Genomic DNA, 17,837 nt, shown 5'->3' on the forward strand with positions numbered 1-17,837 from the left:
GCCCTCGCAGACGCCTCTATCGGGACCCAATAAGAAGGGAGCCAGTTCCATGGCCAAGTTTTTCATCGACCGGCCGGTGTTCGCGTGGGTGCTCGCGCTGATCATCGGACTGGGCGGGTTACTGTCGATCCTGCAGTTGCCGATCGCGCAGTACCCCAATATCGCGCCGCCGATCATCACGGTCACGGCGACGTACCCCGGCGCATCCGCCAAGACGCTCGAGGAATCGGTCACCACGGTGATCGAGCAGGAGCTCAACGGCGCGCCCAACCTGCTGTACTACGAATCGCAGAGCGAGGCCACGGGCCTCTCCACGATCAACATCGCGTTCTCGCCCGGCTCCAACGCCGACCTGAACTCGGTGGAAGTGCAGAACCGCCTCAAGCGCGTGGAAGCGCGCCTGCCGGCGGAGGTGCGCCAGCAGGGCGTGCGCATCGACAAGGCCGGGAACAACTACATGATGTTCATCACGGTCCAGTCGAAGTCGGGCAACTCCGATGCGATCGCGCTTGGCAACTTCGTCTCGGCACAGGTGGTGGACTCGATTCGCCGCGTGCCCGGCGTGGGTGCGGCCGATCTGTTCGGCACCGAGTACGCGATGCGCGTGTGGCTCGACCCGGCCAAGCTGACGGGCTACAACCTGACGCCGCTGGACGTCACGGCCGCGGTGTCCGAGCAGAACATCCAGGTCGCCGTCGGCGAACTGGGCGGTACGCCGTCGCCGAAGGGCACCGAGCTCAACGCGACCGTCAACACCGAGAGCCGGCTGACCACGCCCGAGCAGTTCGCGAACATCCTGCTGCGCGTGAACCCCGACGGTTCGTCGGTGCGCATCAAGGACGTCGGCCGCGTGGAACTCGGGGGCGCCGATTACTCGACGCTCGCGCGCACCAACGGCAAGCCCGCTTCGGCCATCGCCATCAAGCTGGCGCCCGCCGCGAACGCGCTGGCCACGGCCAACGCCGTGCGCGCGCGCATGGACGAGCTGGCGAAGTACTTCCCGTCCGACTACGAGTACAGCGTGCCGTACGACACGTCGGCATTCGTGAAGATCTCGATCGAGGAAGTCATCAAGACGCTGCTGGAAGCGGTGCTGCTGGTGTTCCTCGTGATGTACCTGTTCCTGCAGAACATCCGCGCGACGATCATTCCGACGCTCGTGGTGCCGATCGCGCTGCTCGGCACGTTTGGCGCGATGCTCGCGTTCGGATTCTCGATCAACGTGCTGACGATGTTCGGCATGGTGCTTGCGATCGGTATCCTCGTGGACGATGCGATCGTGGTCGTGGAGAACGTCGAGCGCATCATGAGCGAGGAAGGCCTGTCGCCGCGTGAAGCCACGCGCAAGGCGATGGGGCAGATCACGGGCGCCATCGTCGGCATCTCGCTGGTGCTGGTGGCCGTGTTCATCCCGATGGCGTTCTTCTCGGGTTCGGTCGGCAATATCTACCGCCAGTTCTCGCTGTCGCTGGTGTCCTCGATGGCGTTCTCGACGCTGCTCGCGCTGACGCTCACGCCGGCGCTCTGCGCCACGCTGCTGAAGCCGGTGCAGGCGGGCCATCATCACGAGAAGAAAGGCTTCTTCGGCTGGTTCAACCGCACGTTCGCGCGCGCGTCCACCGGCTACCAGGGCGTCGTGGCCCGCGTGATTCGCCGCTCGGGCCGCTACCTCATCATCTACGCGCTTATCGTCGCGGGTGTGGTGCTGCTGTTCCAGCGTCTGCCGTCGTCGTTCCTCCCCGACGAGGACCAGGGCTACATGATCACGGTCGTGCAGCTGCCGCAGGGCGCCACGCAGGACCGCACGATCGGCGTGCTCAAGCAGATCGAGGACTACTACCTGCAGAAGGAGTCGAAGGTCGTCGACCAGATGATCACGGTGGCGGGCTTCTCGTTCTTTGGCCGCGGCCAGAACGGCGGTATCGCGTTCGTGCGCCTCAAGGACTGGAAGGAACGGACCGGTGCCGACGAGACCGCGCAGGCGCTGACGGGCCGCGCATTCGGCGCGCTGTCGTTCATCAAGGACGCGATCATCTTCCCGCTGAATCCGCCGGCGATCTCGGAACTCGGCAACTCGTCGGGCTTCGACTTCCGCCTGCAGGACCGCACGGGCCAGGGGCACGAGAAGCTGATGGCCGCGCGTAACCAGATGCTCGGCATGGCGGCGCAGTCGCCGGTGCTCGCGGGCGTGCGTCCGGAAGGCCAGGAAGACGCGCCGCAGCTGCGTATCGATATCGACCGCGAGAAGGCGCGCGCGCTGGGCGTGTCCGTGGCCGACATCAATGCCACGCTGTCCATCGCGTTCGGCTCGTCGTATGTGAACGACTTCATCTACGAAGGCCGCGTGCGGCGCGTGATCGTGCAGGCGGAAGGCGAGGATCGCAAGCTGCCCGACGACCTGAGCAAGCTGCGCGTGCGCAACGGCAATGGCGACATGGTGGCCTTCGCGGCGTTCTCCACGTCGAAGTGGATCATGGGTTCGCCGCGTCTGGAGCGCTACAACGGCATGCCCGCGGTGAAGATCGCCGGCCAGGCCGCGCCCGGACAGAGCACCGGCGAGGCGATGCGCGTGATGGAGGCGAACTTCGCGAAGCTGCCGCCGGGCTTCGGCTTCGAATGGTCGGGCCAGTCGTACGAAGAACGTCTGGCCGGCGCGCAGGAGCCGATCCTGTACACGCTGTCGCTGATCATCGTGTTCCTGTGCCTGGCCGCGCTGTACGAAAGCTGGTCGATTCCGGTGGCCGTGCTGCTCGTGGTGCCGCTTGGCGTGCTCGGCGCGCTGGTCGGCGTGACGCTGCGCGGCATGCCGAACGACGTGTACTTCAAGGTGGGCCTGATCGCGACGATCGGCCTGTCCGCGAAGAACGCCATTCTGATCGTCGAGTTTGCGAAGGATCTGCAGGCGCAGGGGCGCAGCCTCATCGATGCGACGCTCGAGGCGGTGCATCTGCGGTTCCGCCCGATCCTGATGACGTCGATGGCCTTTATTCTCGGCGTGCTGCCGCTGGCTATCGCCACGGGCGCGGGCTCGGGCAGCCAGCGCGCGATCGGCACGGGCGTGATGGGCGGTATGATCGCGGCGACGCTGCTCGCGATCTTCCTGGTCCCGGTGTTCTTCGTGGTGGTGCGCAAGCGCTTCCCGGGCAGCAAACGTCAGCATGAGATGGAAGCAATGCGGGAACAGTCGCGGCTCGACCCGAAAGAGGAAATCTGACATGACCAAGACCCTGACCACACTTCTGCTGGTGGCCGGCGTGCTCTCGGGTTGCACGCTGGCGCCGCACTACGACCGCCCGGCCGCGCCAGTGGCCGCCACCTTTCCGGCGGCGCCGGAGGGCTATGCGACGGCCGAGGTCAAGACCGGCGAGACGCGCCGCGCGAGCGATATCGGCTGGCGCGAATTCTTCCGCGACCCGCGGCTGCAGGCGCTGATCGCCACGGCGATCGACAACAACCGCGACCTGCGTACCGCCGCGCTGCGCATCGAGGAAGCGCGCGCGCAGTACCAGGTGCAGCGCGCGGACCTGCTGCCGACCGTCAACGGCAATGCGGGATATCAGCGCGGCCAGTTCTCGTCGCTGTCGGTCGTACCCGGTTCGGGCAATGCCCAGACGTTCACGGGCAGCACCTATCAGGTGGGGCTGAGCATCTCGCAGTACGAACTCGACTTCTTCGGCCGTGTGCGCAGCCTGTCCAACGCGGCGCTCGCGCAGTACTTCTCCACCGAGGAGGCGCGCCGCGCGGCGCATATCTCGCTGGTGTCGGAAGTGGCCAAGGCCTATCTGTCGGAGCGCGCGCTGGCCGAGCAGTACGACATCGCGCGCGACACGCTGGCGGCGCGCCAGAGCACGTACGACCTCGCCAGGCGCCGCTTCGATGCGGGCGCCACATCGGCGCTGGACCTGCGCGACAACGAATCGCTGGTGGCGCAGGCGCGGGTCTCCGCGGCGCAGCTCGCGCGTCAGCGCGCGCAGGCGCAGAATGCGCTCGAAGTGCTGGTGGGCAAGCCCATCGCCGGGATCGCGGATCTGCCGGCGCCGATGAAGCTGTCGGACGAACGCATCATCAGCGATATCCCGGAGGGGCTGCCGTCGGATCTGCTCGAACAGCGTCCGGATATCCGGCAGGCGGAGCAGCAGCTGCTGTCGGCCAATGCGAATATCGGCGCGGCGCGCGCGGCGTTCTTCCCGCGCATTACGCTGACCGCGAACGCGGGCACGATCAGCCCGTCGTTCTCGGGGCTGTTCGATGCGGGTACCAAGACGTGGTCGTTCGCGCCGCAGCTGGTGCTGCCGATCTTCGACACGGGCCGCAACCTGTCGAACCTCGATCTGGCCAACGTGCGCAAGAGCATCGAGATCGCGAACTACGAGAAGACGATCCAGGTCGCGTTCAGCGAAGTGGCGGACGCGCTCGTGGCGCGCGGCACGCTCGAGGAGCAGGTCGCGGGGCAGGCGCAGCAGCGCGATGCCGAGGCGGCGCGCTTCGAACTGTCGCGCATGCGGTTCCGGTCGGGTGTGGCCAGCTATCTGGACGAGCTCGATGCGCAGCGGCAGCTGTTCAATGCCGAGCAGGCGCTCGTGCAGGCGCGGCAACTGCGGCTCGTGAACGCGATCGACCTGTATCGCGCGCTGGGCGGCGGACTCAACGAGACCGCCACGCAGTAAGGCCGTCGTGTTCCCTCTCCCCTGCGGGAGAGGGATCTTCCTAGAACTTGTAGGACGCGGCGAGGAAGAAGATCAGCGGTTTCGGATCCATCTTCGTCTTCGACGTGGACAGCGTGGTGCCATCCGATGCCTTGATGGTCATCGTCGACGTCGTCTTGAGCGGAATGTAGGTCACCGCCGCCGTCACCCCCCAATGCTCGTCGAAGTTGTACGTGCCGCCCACATTGAACACGGGCGCCCAGGACGACGACGCATCCGCATGCACGCTGGTCGGCCCCGGAATTCCGGCACCCGCCGCCAGAATCGCCCCCAGGTTGTTGTTGACCGAAGCCGCGAACGCCGGATTGATGCGGATGTCGGTAAAGAAGTTGTACGACACGCCCACGCCGAGGAACGGGCGCAGCCGCGAACCCGGATCCATGAAGTGATACTGCACGATCGCCGCGGGACTCCACTGCCGCGCCCGCGTGATGATCGGGTTCAGCGACGGATCGCCGAGGCTCTGGTGCCCGAGCGCGCCGGCCGGACCCGGCGGAATGAGCTCGCCATGACCGTAGATCTTGAACTCGGGTGGAATGCCGCCCACGCCCGTGACCGCGATATGGTCGGTGAAGAAGTGGCTGAACGTCAGGCCGAGCGTGTTCGCGTTCGACGTCGACAAGCCGCTGCCGGGCGCGGAGAACGTGCTGGGGAGGCCGAGCGGATAGTTGATCGGCACGTCCACGACGTTGGTCGTGAGCGGCGGGCTCACGCCACGCGTCTGGATATAGAACCAGCCGGCGGAGACCACGTTGTCGCCGGCCTTCTGCGCGAGCGCCGGCGCCGCGAACGTGGTGCACAGCGCGAAGCCGGCAGCGACGCGCGCGAGTTGACGCATCCATTGCGGAGACCGCATGCGGAGTTGCAGAGTCATCGACATGTCTCCGGTCATTCGACGAACGCGCCGATGGTGAAGTAAGGCGAGCCGCCGCGCGTCTCGAGGAAGCCGAACACACCGCCCGTGAACATGAACTTGCCGGTCGGGGTGGTGGCGTTGCCGTCCTTGCGCGTGGTGGTGATGACGCCGGCCGTGGTCTGCGAGTAGTCGAGCTTGAGCGCGATGGCGAGCGTGGCGTCGGACGCGCGGAACGGGTCGAGCATCGCCGCGTCCACGCCCACGAGCGCCGTCGTGCGGTACTCGAAGTTGCTGTCTACGCCGATGTATTCGCCGTTGATCGCACCCTGCGTCGCGGAGACCGCGGGCGCCATCATGCCGATGCCGATCTCGTCGTCGGCGCCGATGGGCTGCAGGTTCGTGAACGACGCGTTGGCATACCCCACGCGGATCATCACCGGCACCAGCGCGCCACGAAGCTTGCCCACGATGAGGTACGCGCGCCCCTGCGTGCCGCCGAGCGTCGGCGCGAGCTCGCCTTCGTAGTTGGTGGAGAGCAGCGCGCCGCTCGGATGCACGGCGAACTTGTTGCCCTTCTGGCGGCACGAGCCGCCCGCCTTGTTGTCGCACACCGTGAACGAACCATCGGCCGCAAGCGACATGCGATAGTCCTGCGCGACCCACTGGAAGTTCTTCGACGGTACCTCGTGGAAACCGGACCCGTTGTACGTGCCCGCGACCTTGGTGAGGTCGCTCTCGATCTGCGAGAAGCCGATGAACTGGAAGTACGGGAACGTGGTGTCGGGCACCGCGCCCGCGCCGGCCACACCGTTGAACTGGATGCGCGCGCCGGGAATCGTGCCGCCCATCACGCCCTCGCCCAGGAACAGGCGCGCGGGGCGCGCGGGGTCGAGGCTCGCGCCGTTGAGCCGGAATGCGCACTGGTTGAGCTTGTCGGTCGGCAGGCCCGTCTCCTGCGTCAGCGTGCCGGACATCACGTTGGAGCCGCTGACGGTGTCCGAGCGTGTCGGTTGCACCGTGCCCGTCGTGCGCGGGACCGAGGAGTCGAGGAACGTCACCGCCCACGTCATCCGCTTCGTGTCGATCTGCACTTTCACGAGCTCGCCCGAGCCCGTGCCGCCGAGGTACGGCGTGGAGTAATCGACCGCGGCGGGACACAGGCGCACCACGGCCGATGCCGGCGCGGCGGATCCCCCGCCGCCGCCTTCACCGCCGCCGCACGCGGCAAGCGCGAGCACGGTACCCGCCGCGAGCATCGCGCGCGGCAGCCATCGCCGCGCCGTGGCGAAAGCGGTTTGCTTCGTTGCGGGGCAGCGCGATGCGACATGCGGCTGCATGGCTTCTCTCTCCATGGCGAGTCTCCTTGTGTGGCGTACGTCCGGGGCGCCCGTGCGGGGATTCCCTGCGGGCGCTTCTGTTATGGGCGGTGGTACTCTCGAATGGCGCTCAGCGGCTTGCCACCACGCTCACGCGGAACGTGGGACTGGCGGCATTGCCGTACAGATGCGCGAACACGGGGCCGGTGGTGATCATCTGGCCGGCCTGCCCGCTGTTATCGACGGTGTTGACGAAGCCGGGCGCGTTCTGCGTCAGGTCCATCTGGTAGGCACCGATCGGATGCAGCGACGAATCCTGCGGATCGATCAGCGCCACGATGTTGTTCTGCACGATCGACGACACGTACTTCAGGTCGCTGCCCGAGCCGATATAGCTGCCGTTGAGCACGCTGTTCGTCGTCCTGACGTTCGGGGCGAGCAGCGCAAGGCCGGACTCGTCGTCGATGACGATCTCGAACGTGCTCAGGTCCGCGATCGCGTAGCCGACGCGGATCAGCAGCGGCACGAGCTTGCCTTCGAGCTTGCCGACCACGAGCACGCCCTTGGCCTGGCTGCTCTGATCCGTCGTGACGGACTCCTTCCAGAAGTACGGGTAGTGCTTCGTCTTGTCCTTGTTCGTGCTCTCGAACGCGCCATCGTTCTGCGCGCGGGGCTTCCATGGCTGGCCCGTCGAGAAGCAGTCCGCGCCCGAGGCCGGTGTGCAGGTGCCATCCGCATGGATGGTTTCGGTGGACGTCTTCGTCGCGGCGATGAACTTGTCGCCGGGGAGGATCGACGCGCCCGACGGCACGATGTGATAGCCGATCATGTTGTACGCACCGGCCACCTTGCTGAAGTCCGTCTCGGTCTGCGCGAAGGCCAGGACCGGATAGACGGGAAACGTCTTGGGCGGAATGACGCCGATGCCGAAGATGCCGTCGAACGAGATCGTCGCACCCGGAATGCCGCCGCCGGCCACGCCGTTGCCGACGAAGACGATCGGCGGATTGGCGGGATCGATCAGCGCCTGCGATACGCCATCGGACGCCGAGACGGTCTTGAGCTGGAGCGCGCAGGCATTCTGCGCCGGCGTCGGCAGCGGCTTGTCGGGATGCGTGAACGTGCCTTCGAGCGTCACGCCCGCGCGCGTGGGCTGCACCTCGCCGGTCCGCTTGGGCACCGGCGATTCGATGATCTGGATGCGGTATGTGCCCGCCGTGGTGTCGAACTGCATCTTCACGAATTCGCCGGCACCGGAGCCGCCCGTGTAGACGGTCTTGTAGTCCAGCGAGGCGGGGCACAGCGCGGCGACGGGATCGTTCTGCGCGGGGCCGGAGTCGGGGCAGCTGTTGGTCTGTCCGCACTGCTGGCCCGCGGCGGCCGGCGAACTGGTGGGCTCGCCTTCACCGCCGCCGCATGCGGCGAGTGCGAGTGAAAGGCTTACCCCTGTGACAAAAAGGAAGGCGCGTCGACGCGACGGCTGGTGCATGGCTTGTCTCCATTTCTTATGCCGGCGACCCGGTTTCTCCGGATCTTGCTCGGTGGTCGGACTCTGGCCGGTGGGACGCCACAGCGCAATAGAGCGCACGTTCCAAACATGGCCGGTCCGGTCGATACGGGTACTGCATGGCCGTTCGCGGCGTCGTTCAAACCGCGCGACGCGGCGCGCGAGCGCGAATTCAAACGCACGGACTTTCGCGTACGAACTGCACGGCGGAACCCGATCGGAATCTGAACCTGCGAATCAGAACTTGTATTCGCTGTTGGCCGGATCGAACGCGGAAGCATCGAAGTTCTTCTTCACGGCCTTCTCGAAGACGATCTTCTCCACCATGAAGCCGTCGGCATCCCACGCGGTTTCCACACGCGGAAACGGGTTCCTGAGATCGAACATCAGCTGCACCTTCTTCGCGTAATACTTCGGTGCGCCTTCGGGCAGGTCCCAGGTGAGCGCGACCATGCGCGTGCCGTGTTCGCGCACGATCTCCGCGCGCGTGTATTTCTCGCTGAGGCCGGCGGCACGCAGCGTGCGCGCGTCGCGTTCGAGCGTGGAGACGACGAACTGCAGCCCGAGATCGCGCACGGTGTGATTGGACTGCGCCCGTGCGAGCGAGCCGTCGAGCGCGAGCCAGATCGACGTGAAGCCGAGCATGCCGCCGAGATGGCCGTACATCTCGTCCTTGCGCTTCGTCTCGTCGTAGATGATCTCCTGCCCCGCCTGCACACCATTGGGCAGCCATTTCGCGTAGAGCTGCCGCGGCAGATGGCGATAGCGGACCTGCATGCGCGCGGGCGTGTCCTGCCACTGTCCGTTGAGCCGCTCCTGGCGCGTCATCCAGTATTCGTACTCGGGATAACGGTTGACCTCCGCACGCGCCCACTGGAGCAGCGCCTCGGGCCGCATCGCATCGAACGTCGCCAGCACCTGCTCGTCGGAGAGCGCGGCCAGTTCGCCGCTGGCGGTCTGTTTCGAGAACAGCGCGGCCTGCTGGGCTGCCGGCAGTTCGTCGTAAGGCGTGGCCGCGCGGGTCAAGGCGGCCGGCGCGGACGCGGACTGCGCGACGCCCGGCGGCGCCGCCAGCAGGCCGAGCATGCCGCCAGCGAGGGCGAGCAGCGTGAGGGGAATGGAAGAGGAAGCGGACGACAGGATCGGGGGGGCCTTCATGGTGTCTCCTCGTTTCTAGTTATGTGCGGCCGGACGGGGCGCGCGCGAACGCGCGCCTCGCTCTCGCGATTCGGGAACAGCGATCGGAACAACGATCGGGAAGGGGTTGGAGGAGAGCGGCCCCGGCCAGGGCCGCCCTCGTACTACGGTGCCGCTACGTCCTGGGACGCGTGCGCATCCAGTCGTCGAGCGGGTTGCTCGGGAAGGGCGCGCAGTGCTCGCGGCGCACGGCCATGCTGGCCGTGGCGGATCGGGAGGTGCCCTCGTTGCGCACCGTGCGCGCGGCGCCGCGGCGCGCGCGATTCACGGCGGCGGCGGTCGCCGCGGCGACCGTGTGGGCTTCGTCCTCGACGGTGGCGGCGAGCGCGGCCATATGCTCCTGCCTGGCGCGTTCGTCCGCATGCTGGTCTTCGCCGATGTCGAAGACGTCCTGCAGCGCGCCGAGCTGATCGGACGACGGCGCGGGCGCCTGGAGGGCGGCCACGACCATCGACGTCAGTTGCGCGAGTACGTGCGCATCGCTCATCTGCTGGCCTTGCGTGAACGTCGGCATCAGGTTGCCGAGTTCATCGCCGGCCAGCACGCCCGCCAGCGCCTTGAGCGCGAAATGCAGGCGCCAGCCCAGTTCCTGGCGTGGGACATCGGGCAGCGCGCGGGCGAACGCTTCGAAGAAGCGGCCGAACACCGGCGCGTAATGGCCGACCAGATAGGACTGGATGAACGGAGAGGTATCGGAATACACGCGGCCGAGCAGCCGCAGGAACGACGGACCGCCGATATCGGGCTCGCGCGCCATCTGGAGCGCGGGCACGAACAGCGCGCCCATCACGTGTTCGCAGCGGATGTCATGGCCTGGCCACCGTGCCTCTACGGCATCGAGTAGCGCAAGCCTGCGCTCGTTGAGCGGATCCAGACGGCGCCCCAGCACCGACTGCATCATCATTTCCTTGCTGCGGAAGTGGTAGTTGACTGCTGCCAGGTTCACGATGGCCCGTGAGGTGACTTGACGCAGGGAAGTCGCCTCGTAGCCGACCTCGATGAACAACTTTTCAGTTGCATCGAGAATGCGGGCCTTCGTGTCTCCTGCCGTGCTTCTGCCGGTCTTCATGGGTGTCTCTCGCAAAAAAAACCTGCTGTGGACCCCTGCAAAAAATATCCACTACCATTTGGCTCCGAGCTCTGACGGCTGACGGTTGCTTGAAACGGTTGTACGAAGCCTATCTATGGCTTCGAGCGTTTCACAAGCCAAATATTCGAAGAGTTGCTCTAATGAGACAAAACGGATTGTCACCCCGGTCAGGGGTTGTCCGTCCGCGTGGCCCGGTCCGGTCGCCGATTGCCGCAAAGTCCCGTCACGCAAGGGTTTGCGAACGATCGCCGCCATCTGTTGTGTGGCACGCCCTCCTCCGGCTCCGCCCCCCGACAGAGCCCACTCTCTTACCTTGCAGCGCCGCCACGCTCATCACGCCGTGATGTTTCGCCGCAGCTGTGACACATTTTGCAATGTCAGTGCGAATACTGACAACTGCGGATTCGCCCCTATGCTGGTGGGGAAGACAGATCCGTCGAATACCCATAGATTTCGTAGTTCATGATGACGTCCCTGGCTATCCACCACGCCGGCAGTAGGGTCATCGCTCATCCCGCAGCCGCCCATCAGGTGGGCCGAGAACAGCAGCGTGCGAAACGGCCGTAGCGGCAGCGCGCCGATGGCCTCGCGCGCGGCGGGCCAGTTGTCGTGCCAGGCGCCGTCCAGATGTGCCGCGCGGACGCGCCGCGCGCCCGCGGCAAACTGGGCCTCCGCCATGCTCAGGTACGCGCGGCGCACGCCGTCCCATACATAGTCGCTGACCGCATAGTCCAGGACCGGACTGCCGTCGGCGGCAATGCGCACGCGTCCCCCTTCGCTCTCCGGCACGAACCCATCGCGCAGCAGCGCCAGCATCGCGTTGGTATGGGGCAAGGCCGCCATCGCCCGGCGCAGCTCGTCGCCGAGCGCGTTGAACACGCCCGCGCTGATGCCCGGAAACATCGGTGGCACTTCGAGCTTGTAACCCATCGGGCCTGTCGCGCCATCGCGCCACTGGAAATGATCCGAGGCGACCGACTGCGGTGCGCCATAGTAAGGATCGATACGCTCGGGCATTTCCGCGATGGTGAGATTGACCGGATGAATAAACGTACGCTTGCCGATGCGCGCATGCGGATCTGGGATGCGTGAGCGCAGCAGCAGCGCGGGCGTATTGATCGCGCCGCCGGCCGCGATCACGTAGCGCGCGTGCACGATGACCGGAACGCCGGTCGCGGTGTAACCGTCGCCGCCCAGTGCCTCCGCCGTCAGGCCGCTTGCATGTTGCCCGACGTGGTCGATCGTGCGGACGCGCACGCGGTGGACGAGCGTGGCGCCATGCGCGAGCGCGGCGGGGATCGTCGAGACCAGCATCGACTGCTTGGCGTTGACCGGACAGCCGAGGCCGCAATAGCCCGAGTTCCAGCAGCCCTTCACGTTGCGCGGAATCACGTGCGACTCCCAGCCGAGCCTGTCGCAGCCGCGCTTGAGCACGCTGTTGTTCGCGTTCGGCGCCATCGCCCATGGCGACATGCCGAGCCGGGCCTCCACCTGTTCGAACCATGGCGCCATCTCGCGCTCGCCGTGGCCGCTCACATGATGGTGCGCGGCCCAGTGCGCGAGCGTCTGCGGCGGCGTGCGAAAGCTCGACGACCAGTTGACCGTGGTGCTGCCGCCCACGGCCCTGCCCTGCAGGATCGCGATGGATCCGTCGCCGGTCGCGCGCGCGGCCGCTTCCTGATACAGCTCGCGATAGGCGCGTGCCTCGTCCATGTCGCGGAAGCTGTCGGAGGTGTGCAGGCCGCCCTCCTCGAGCAGCAGCACGCGCAGTCCCGCCTGCGCGAGCACCTCCGCGCTGATGCCGCCGCCGGCCCCGCTGCCGACGATGGCGACGTCGGTCTCGAAGGTGCGCGGCGACGTGAACGTGGAGGCGTCATGCACGCGCCAGCCGGCCGCGATGCCGGCGCTGTAGAGATCGTCGATGGGCATGGTCGGTTCACGCGTGGAGCGCGCGATAGATGGCGGGATTGGGTCCCGGATAGCCGCTGGCGGCCCAGGTCTCCGGCAGCACGAAGTAGCTGACGCTCGCGAGCTTGACGAGCACGACGCCGCCCGCGTTGAGCGTGGCGAAGCGGCTCGCCCGCCAGCGCGCGAGGAACGCGCGCGCCTGCCCGGGGGTGGTGTGCTCCCAGGGCGTGGCAATGCCCGCCAGCATCCAGCGCAGCGGCCGGCTGGCCAGCAGGTCCAGCAGTTTGCGTAGCTCGCCGCGCGACTGCGATCCCATGGCCGCGATGGTCGCGTCGATATTGCGCACGGCCTTGTCGAGCCGCACGTCGCGCTGCGCGGTATCGAGCGTCGCGAGGTCGCTGGCGATCGCGGGCAGCAGCGCGCGGAACATCGCCACGTCGGCGGGTTGCAGGAAATCCAGACCGGGCAGCGCCGGACTGGCACCCGCGCATCCCGTCAGCGCGGGGAGGATCGCGGCGCAGGCGAGTGCGGCGGTGAAGCCGGCGCCGACCTTGAGCACGTGGCGGCGCGCGGGGTCGCGAGGGGGCATGGCGGTCTCCGTGGATGTTGTCGTTCTCGTATCGCCCGCAGCTTTGGGCGATCGGCGTTGCGATTCTGCCGAAGCCGCCCGCGCGCGCCAGCAATCGCTCACCGGTTTCAAACGCACGGCAGCGGTCCGTACCCAGCGCTGCGATCCCGCCACTAACGCCGTTTAATGTGATGCCAACATCGCTGGAAATCGGCCAAAAATAGAGCAATCCTTCAAACCAGCGCGTTGACCGACGCCGGGGCGGGTGCCTACGATGACATCGATCAATGTAAAGATCGACGCCAGATCGATGCCACCACCATGGAGAGACGCCCCCGATGAATGCCCCACCGAGAAGTGCCTCGGAGACCCGTGCCGACGGGCATTGCGACGTTGCCATCATCGGCAGCGGGTTCGCCGGACTTGGCATGGCCATTCGCCTCCGGCAGTCCGGTGTCGAGGATTTCGCGATCTTCGAGAAGGCCGACTCGCTGGGCGGCACCTGGCGTGACAACCACTACCCCGGCTGCGCGTGCGACGTGCAGTCCCACCTCTATTCGTTCTCGTTCGCGCCGAACCCGGACTGGTCGCGGATGTTCTCGCCGCAGCCAGAGATCCGCGCCTACCTCGAACGTTGCGCGGACCGCTTCGGCCTGCGCCCCCACCTGCGCTTCGGCCACGAACTGCGCCGTGCCAGCTGGGACGAGCATGAGGGCGTCTGGCGGCTTGAGATGGCCAATGGCGCGCGGATCAGCGCGCGCGTGCTGGTCTCGGGCATGGGTGGGCTGAGCCGTCCGTCGATTCCCGATATCCCGGGCCTCGAATCCTTTGCCGGCACCTGTTTCCACTCGCAACAGTGGCGGCACGACTATCCGCTGGCCGGCAAGCGCGTGGCGGTGATCGGCACCGGCGCGAGCGCGATCCAGTTCGTGCCGCAGATCGCGCCGCAGGTCGCGCAACTCGATCTGTACCAGCGCACCCCGCCATGGATCATGCCGAAGCCGGACCGCGCCGTGAGCGCGCGCGAACGCTGGCTGTTCCGCCATCTGCCATTGACGCAGGCGCTGTGGCGCGCGGGGCTGTACTGGGCGCTCGAGGCGCGCGTGCTCGGCTTCGTGATCCATCCGAAGCTGATGAAAGCGGTGGAACGCATCGCGCGCCGGCATCTCGCGCGGCAGGTGCCCGATGCCGCGTTGCGCCGCACGCTGACGCCCGACTACACGATCGGCTGCAAGCGCGTGCTCATCTCCAACGACTACTACCCGACGTTGTCGCGTCCCAACGTCGACGTGGTGACCACGGGCATCGCGCGCGTGGAGCCCGATGCGATCGTCATGCGCGACGGCACGCGGCGGCCCGCGGACTGCATCATCCTCGGCACGGGCTTCCACGCCACCGATCCGCTGCCGCGCGGCGTGATCGTCGGCCGCGACGGGCGCGACCTGCTCGACGCGTGGCGCGATGGCGCGCAGGCGTACCTGGGCACCACGGTCGCGGGCTTTCCGAACCTGTTCCTCGTGGTGGGCCCGAACACGGGCCTCGGCCATAGCTCGATGGTGTTCATGATCGAATCGCAGGTGGCCTACATCCTCGACGCGCTGCGCCATATGGACAAGCGCGGCCTGCATGCGGTGGATGTGCGGCCCGAAGTGCAGCGGACCTTCAATGCGGATATCCAGAACAGGCTCGGCCACGCGGTGTGGTCGGCCGGCGGCTGCGCGAGCTGGTACATCGATCCGCGCAGCGGCCGGAACACCACGCTGTGGCCGGGCTTCACCTTCCAGTTCCGCCGCGCGACGGCCTCGTTCCGGTTGAACGACTACGAGACGTGGCCCCGGCGCGCGCATGCGCCCGATGCGAGGGACATGCAGGACGCGATGCACGACGCGCAGGACGCCTACAACAACGAACGGAGACCCGCATGAAGGTATTTCGAGACAAGGTGGCGGCCATTACAGGCGCCGCGTCCGGCATGGGCCGCGCGCTTGCGCTGGACCTCGCGCGCGAAGGCTGCCACCTCGCGCTGTCCGACTGCAATGCCCATGCGCTCGCGCAGACCGTCGCGGACGTGGGACGCATCGCGTCGCGTAGCGCGCCGATGCTGCGCGTGACAAGCGCCGTCGTCGATGTCGCGCAACGCGATGCCGTGCATGCGTGGGCCGATGGGACCGCCGACGCGCATGGCTGCGTGAACCTGATCTTCAACAATGCGGGCGTGGCGCTCTCGAGCACCGTCGATGGCATGACGTACGACGATCTCGACTGGATCATCGGCATCAACTTCTGGGGCGTCGTGCATGGCACCAAGGCATTCCTGCCGCATCTGAAGGCGACCGGCGAAGGCCATATCGTCAACACGTCGAGCGTGTTCGGCCTGTTCGCGCAACCGGGCATGGGCGCCTACAACGCGAGCAAGTATGCGGTGCGCGGCTTTACCGAAGCGTTGCGGCAGGAGCTCGACCTGATGAACTGCGGCGTGTCGGCGACGACCGTGCATCCGGGCGGCATCAAGACGAACATCGCGCGCGCGAGCCGCGTGTCGCCGAGCGTGAACGGGCTGCTCGTGCGCGACGCGCAGCAGGGCCGCGACGAGTTCGAGAAGTTCTTCATCACCTCCCCGGAGAAAGCCGCGCGCGTGATTCTCGATGGCGTGCGCGCGAACCGGCGGCGCGTGCTGATCGGACCCGATGCGGTGGCCGCCGATGCGATGGCGCGCCTGCTGCCCGCCGCGTACCAGTCGCTGGTCGTGCGCGAAACCCGGCGCAAGCGCCGCAAGCTGCTGGGCGATGCCGCGCCGGCCCCCGCGCACGACGGAGAGCGCGCGTGAGCGCCGCGCTGCCGCGCGAGGCGGCACTGCAATCGCCACCGGGATGGTTCACGCGCTGGTTCGGCCAGGGCCGCATCGGACTGTTCGGCGTCTCGCAGCAGACGCTCGCCCGACGCTATGCGCTGCCGCAGTCGCGCTGGGCCGCGGTCACGCTGCCGGACTGTGCCGGGGCTCGCCTCCACTACACCGACGAGGGCGTGCCGGACGGCGAACCGCTCGTGCTGATTCACGGCTTCGGGGCATCGCTGCATACGTGGGAAGGCCTGATGCCCGCGCTCCGCCGGCACTATCGCGTGTTGCGCTTCGACCTGCCGCCGTTCGGGCTCAGCGGGCCACTGCGCGACGCGCAGGGGCGGATCGTGACGATGGATGTCGATCGGTATCGCGCGGTCATCGACGGCTTTCTTGCCGCGGTGGGTATCGGGCGCGCGACGTTCGTCGGCAGTTCGCTCGGCGGGCTCATCGCATGGGATCTTGCTGTGCGCGCGCCCGCGCGCGTGCAGCGGCTCGTGCTGATCGGCGCGGCGGGGTTCCCGATGAAGCTGCCGATCTGGATCGACCTGTTCCGTCATGCGCCGGTGCGCTGGTCAGCGCCGTGGATGTTGCCCGAGGCGATCGTGCGGGCGGCCACGCGCGATGTGTACGGCGATGCGTCGCGTATCTCGGAAGCGACCTTCCGTCGCTATGTGGACCTGTTCCATGCCGCGGGCGTGCGCGAGGCCGTGGGACGCATGGTGCCGAAGCTCGACTTCGACACGCTGCCGACCGAGGCGCTGCACACGGTGCGCGCGCCCACGCTCGTGATGTGGGGCGAGCACGACCGGTGGATTCCCCCCGCGCATGCCGATGCCTTCGTCCAGCGCATAGCGGGCGCGCGGCTGCGCCGTTATGCGGGGCTCGGCCATATCCCGATGGAAGAAGATCCGCGGCCCGTCGCGGCCGATCTGTTGTCATTCCTCCAGGAGACGTCATCATGATGCCTGTCCGACGCGACGTGCATCCCCATCTGCCGCCCGATCGCATCTGCGACTGGCACGAGCGGGGGCGCCATGTCACCCACTACATCAACGCGCTGTCGATCTTTTTTCCGGCCGGCGAGCGCTTCTTCATGGACAGCGTGCGCAACTATCGCGACCGCATCACCGATCCCGTGCTCAAACAGGCCGTGGCGGGCTTTATCGGACAGGAGGCGATGCACACACGCGAGCACATCCTCTATAACCGGTTGCTCGACGACGCGGGCCTGCCCGCGTCAAAGCTCGACAACGCGGTAGCGAAGCTGCTGAACCTGCTGCGCCGGATCCTGCCGAAGTCGTGGCAACTCGCGCATACGATCGCGCTCGAGCACTACACCGCGATGCTCGCGGGCGGCCTGCTCTCCGACGCGCGCCACATGGGCGACTCCGAGCCCGGCTACCGGCAGGTGTGGACGTGGCATGCGCTCGAGGAGACCGAACACAAGGCCGTGGCCTACGACGTGTGGAACGCGGTGATGAAGCCGGGTCCCTACCGCTACCTGCTGCGCGCATTCACGATGCTGACCACCACGGTCACGTTCTGGGCGATGGTGTTCGTGTTCCATATCCGCCTGGTCATGGCGGACCGCGGCTGCCCGAACAAGCTGCTGGGGTTTGGACGCGTGATGAACTTCCTGTGGGGCTCCCCGGGCGTCCTGCGGCGCATGATCCCCGAATGGCTCGACTACTTCCGACCGGGCTTCCATCCATGGGACGAAGACAACCGCGCGCAACTCGCCCGCATCGATCCGCTCGTGGCGGAAATCGAGGAAACGGCGATCCGGGCGGGGGCGAGCACGCGCGCGCCGTCTATCCGCGGGGTGTCGGCAGGCGCGTGACCGCGGC

The 17,837-nt window shown here is 67.2% G+C and carries 13 protein-coding genes; 6 read left to right on the forward strand and 7 right to left on the reverse strand.

Annotated elements, in window-relative coordinates; all coding sequences use genetic code 11:
• Nucleotides 1-49 precede the first annotated feature (49 nt).
• The gene (locus AAHB16_RS19260) at nucleotides 50-3,214 is read left to right on the forward strand and encodes an efflux RND transporter permease subunit (protein ID WP_150373304.1); all 3,165 of its coding nucleotides are present in this window, start codon (nucleotides 50-52) and stop codon (nucleotides 3,212-3,214) included.
• Between the two features lies 1 nt (nucleotide 3,215).
• A complete protein-coding gene (locus AAHB16_RS19265; protein WP_150373303.1) occupies nucleotides 3,216-4,667 on the forward strand; it encodes an efflux transporter outer membrane subunit in 1,452 nt (483 codons plus the stop codon).
• A gap of 40 nt (nucleotides 4,668-4,707) precedes the next feature.
• On the opposite strand, the gene AAHB16_RS19270 is transcribed toward AAHB16_RS19265, so the two are convergent.
• The 7 genes from AAHB16_RS19270 to AAHB16_RS19300 all read right to left on the reverse strand — a co-directional run bounded on the left by AAHB16_RS19270 (nucleotide 4,708) and on the right by AAHB16_RS19300 (nucleotide 13,169).
• The gene (locus AAHB16_RS19270; protein ID WP_223851531.1) at nucleotides 4,708-5,544 is read right to left on the reverse strand and encodes an OmpW/AlkL family protein; all 837 of its coding nucleotides are present in this window, start codon (nucleotides 5,542-5,544) and stop codon (nucleotides 4,708-4,710) included.
• Nucleotides 5,545-5,594: 50 nt separating this feature from the next.
• On the reverse strand, nucleotides 5,595-6,818 hold the full coding sequence (locus AAHB16_RS19275) for a DUF2957 domain-containing protein (protein WP_223851530.1): 1,224 nt from the start codon (nucleotides 6,816-6,818) through the stop codon (nucleotides 5,595-5,597).
• A gap of 190 nt (nucleotides 6,819-7,008) precedes the next feature.
• Entirely contained in the window at nucleotides 7,009-8,367 is a 1,359-nt protein-coding gene (locus AAHB16_RS19280; RefSeq protein ID WP_150373302.1) for a DUF2957 domain-containing protein, read from the reverse strand.
• Nucleotides 8,368-8,622: 255 nt separating this feature from the next.
• Complete coding sequence (locus AAHB16_RS19285; RefSeq protein WP_446718115.1) at nucleotides 8,623-9,543, reverse strand: DUF1571 domain-containing protein; 921 nt, start codon at nucleotides 9,541-9,543, stop codon at nucleotides 8,623-8,625.
• A 154-nt stretch (nucleotides 9,544-9,697) separates the two neighbouring features.
• A complete protein-coding gene (locus tag AAHB16_RS19290; RefSeq protein ID WP_342051744.1) occupies nucleotides 9,698-10,651 on the reverse strand; it encodes a TetR/AcrR family transcriptional regulator in 954 nt (317 codons plus the stop codon).
• 354 nt (nucleotides 10,652-11,005) lie between these two features.
• Nucleotides 11,006-12,601, reverse strand: a complete 1,596-nt coding sequence (locus tag AAHB16_RS19295) for a GMC family oxidoreductase (RefSeq protein WP_342051745.1) — start codon at nucleotides 12,599-12,601, stop codon at nucleotides 11,006-11,008.
• A 7-nt stretch (nucleotides 12,602-12,608) separates the two neighbouring features.
• Nucleotides 12,609-13,169, reverse strand: a complete 561-nt coding sequence (locus AAHB16_RS19300; protein ID WP_342051746.1) for a hypothetical protein — start codon at nucleotides 13,167-13,169, stop codon at nucleotides 12,609-12,611.
• 317 nt (nucleotides 13,170-13,486) lie between these two features.
• On the opposite strand from AAHB16_RS19300, the gene AAHB16_RS19305 reads away from it, so the two are divergent.
• From AAHB16_RS19305 to AAHB16_RS19320, 4 genes are read left to right on the forward strand one after another with little or no spacing between them, the layout of a single operon-like run.
• Nucleotides 13,487-15,073 (forward strand): flavin-containing monooxygenase, encoded by a 1,587-nt coding sequence (locus tag AAHB16_RS19305; protein WP_342051747.1) that lies wholly within the window; start codon nucleotides 13,487-13,489, stop codon nucleotides 15,071-15,073.
• Nucleotides 15,070-15,975: an SDR family NAD(P)-dependent oxidoreductase gene (locus tag AAHB16_RS19310; RefSeq protein ID WP_342051748.1), complete on the forward strand. Its 906-nt coding sequence runs from the start codon at nucleotides 15,070-15,072 to the stop codon at nucleotides 15,973-15,975. Before AAHB16_RS19305 ends, AAHB16_RS19310 begins: the two co-directional genes overlap by 4 nt.
• Nucleotides 15,972-16,952: an alpha/beta fold hydrolase gene (locus AAHB16_RS19315; RefSeq protein ID WP_342051749.1), complete on the forward strand. Its 981-nt coding sequence runs from the start codon at nucleotides 15,972-15,974 to the stop codon at nucleotides 16,950-16,952. Before AAHB16_RS19310 ends, AAHB16_RS19315 begins: the two co-directional genes overlap by 4 nt.
• Nucleotides 16,949-17,830 carry a metal-dependent hydrolase gene (locus tag AAHB16_RS19320; protein WP_342051750.1) on the forward strand — a complete coding sequence of 294 codons (882 nt, stop codon included), beginning with the start codon at nucleotides 16,949-16,951 and terminating at the stop codon, nucleotides 17,828-17,830. The genes AAHB16_RS19315 and AAHB16_RS19320 overlap by 4 nt, the downstream gene beginning before the upstream one ends.
• The last annotated feature ends 7 nt before the right edge of the window (nucleotides 17,831-17,837 follow it).

It is taken from the genome of Cupriavidus sp. OTU4054 (assembly GCF_038440175.1).
GTDB classification, from domain to species: Bacteria; Pseudomonadota; Gammaproteobacteria; order Burkholderiales; family Burkholderiaceae; genus Cupriavidus; species Cupriavidus pauculus_D.

What these genes read in the sequence shown, in the direction of transcription:
- AAHB16_RS19260 (WP_150373304.1), top strand. Translation starts at nt 50, where the DNA reads ATGGCCAAGTTTTTCATCGACCGGCCGGTGTTCGCGTGGGTGCTCGCG.
- AAHB16_RS19265 (WP_150373303.1), top strand. Translation starts at nt 3,216, where the DNA reads ATGACCAAGACCCTGACCACACTTCTGCTGGTGGCCGGCGTGCTCTCG.
- AAHB16_RS19270 (WP_223851531.1), bottom strand. Translation starts at nt 5,544, where the DNA reads ATGCGTCAACTCGCGCGCGTCGCTGCCGGCTTCGCGCTGTGCACCACG.
- AAHB16_RS19275 (WP_223851530.1), bottom strand. Translation starts at nt 6,818, where the DNA reads ATGCTCGCGGCGGGTACCGTGCTCGCGCTTGCCGCGTGCGGCGGCGGT.
- AAHB16_RS19280 (WP_150373302.1), bottom strand. Translation starts at nt 8,367, where the DNA reads ATGCACCAGCCGTCGCGTCGACGCGCCTTCCTTTTTGTCACAGGGGTA.
- AAHB16_RS19285 (WP_446718115.1), bottom strand. Translation starts at nt 9,543, where the DNA reads ATGAAGGCCCCCCCGATCCTGTCGTCCGCTTCCTCTTCCATTCCCCTC.
- AAHB16_RS19290 (WP_342051744.1), bottom strand. Translation starts at nt 10,651, where the DNA reads ATGAAGACCGGCAGAAGCACGGCAGGAGACACGAAGGCCCGCATTCTC.
- AAHB16_RS19295 (WP_342051745.1), bottom strand. Translation starts at nt 12,601, where the DNA reads ATGCCCATCGACGATCTCTACAGCGCCGGCATCGCGGCCGGCTGGCGC.
- AAHB16_RS19300 (WP_342051746.1), bottom strand. Translation starts at nt 13,169, where the DNA reads ATGCCCCCTCGCGACCCCGCGCGCCGCCACGTGCTCAAGGTCGGCGCC.
- AAHB16_RS19305 (WP_342051747.1), top strand. Translation starts at nt 13,487, where the DNA reads ATGAATGCCCCACCGAGAAGTGCCTCGGAGACCCGTGCCGACGGGCAT.
- AAHB16_RS19310 (WP_342051748.1), top strand. Translation starts at nt 15,070, where the DNA reads ATGAAGGTATTTCGAGACAAGGTGGCGGCCATTACAGGCGCCGCGTCC.
- AAHB16_RS19320 (WP_342051750.1), top strand. Translation starts at nt 16,949, where the DNA reads ATGATGCCTGTCCGACGCGACGTGCATCCCCATCTGCCGCCCGATCGC.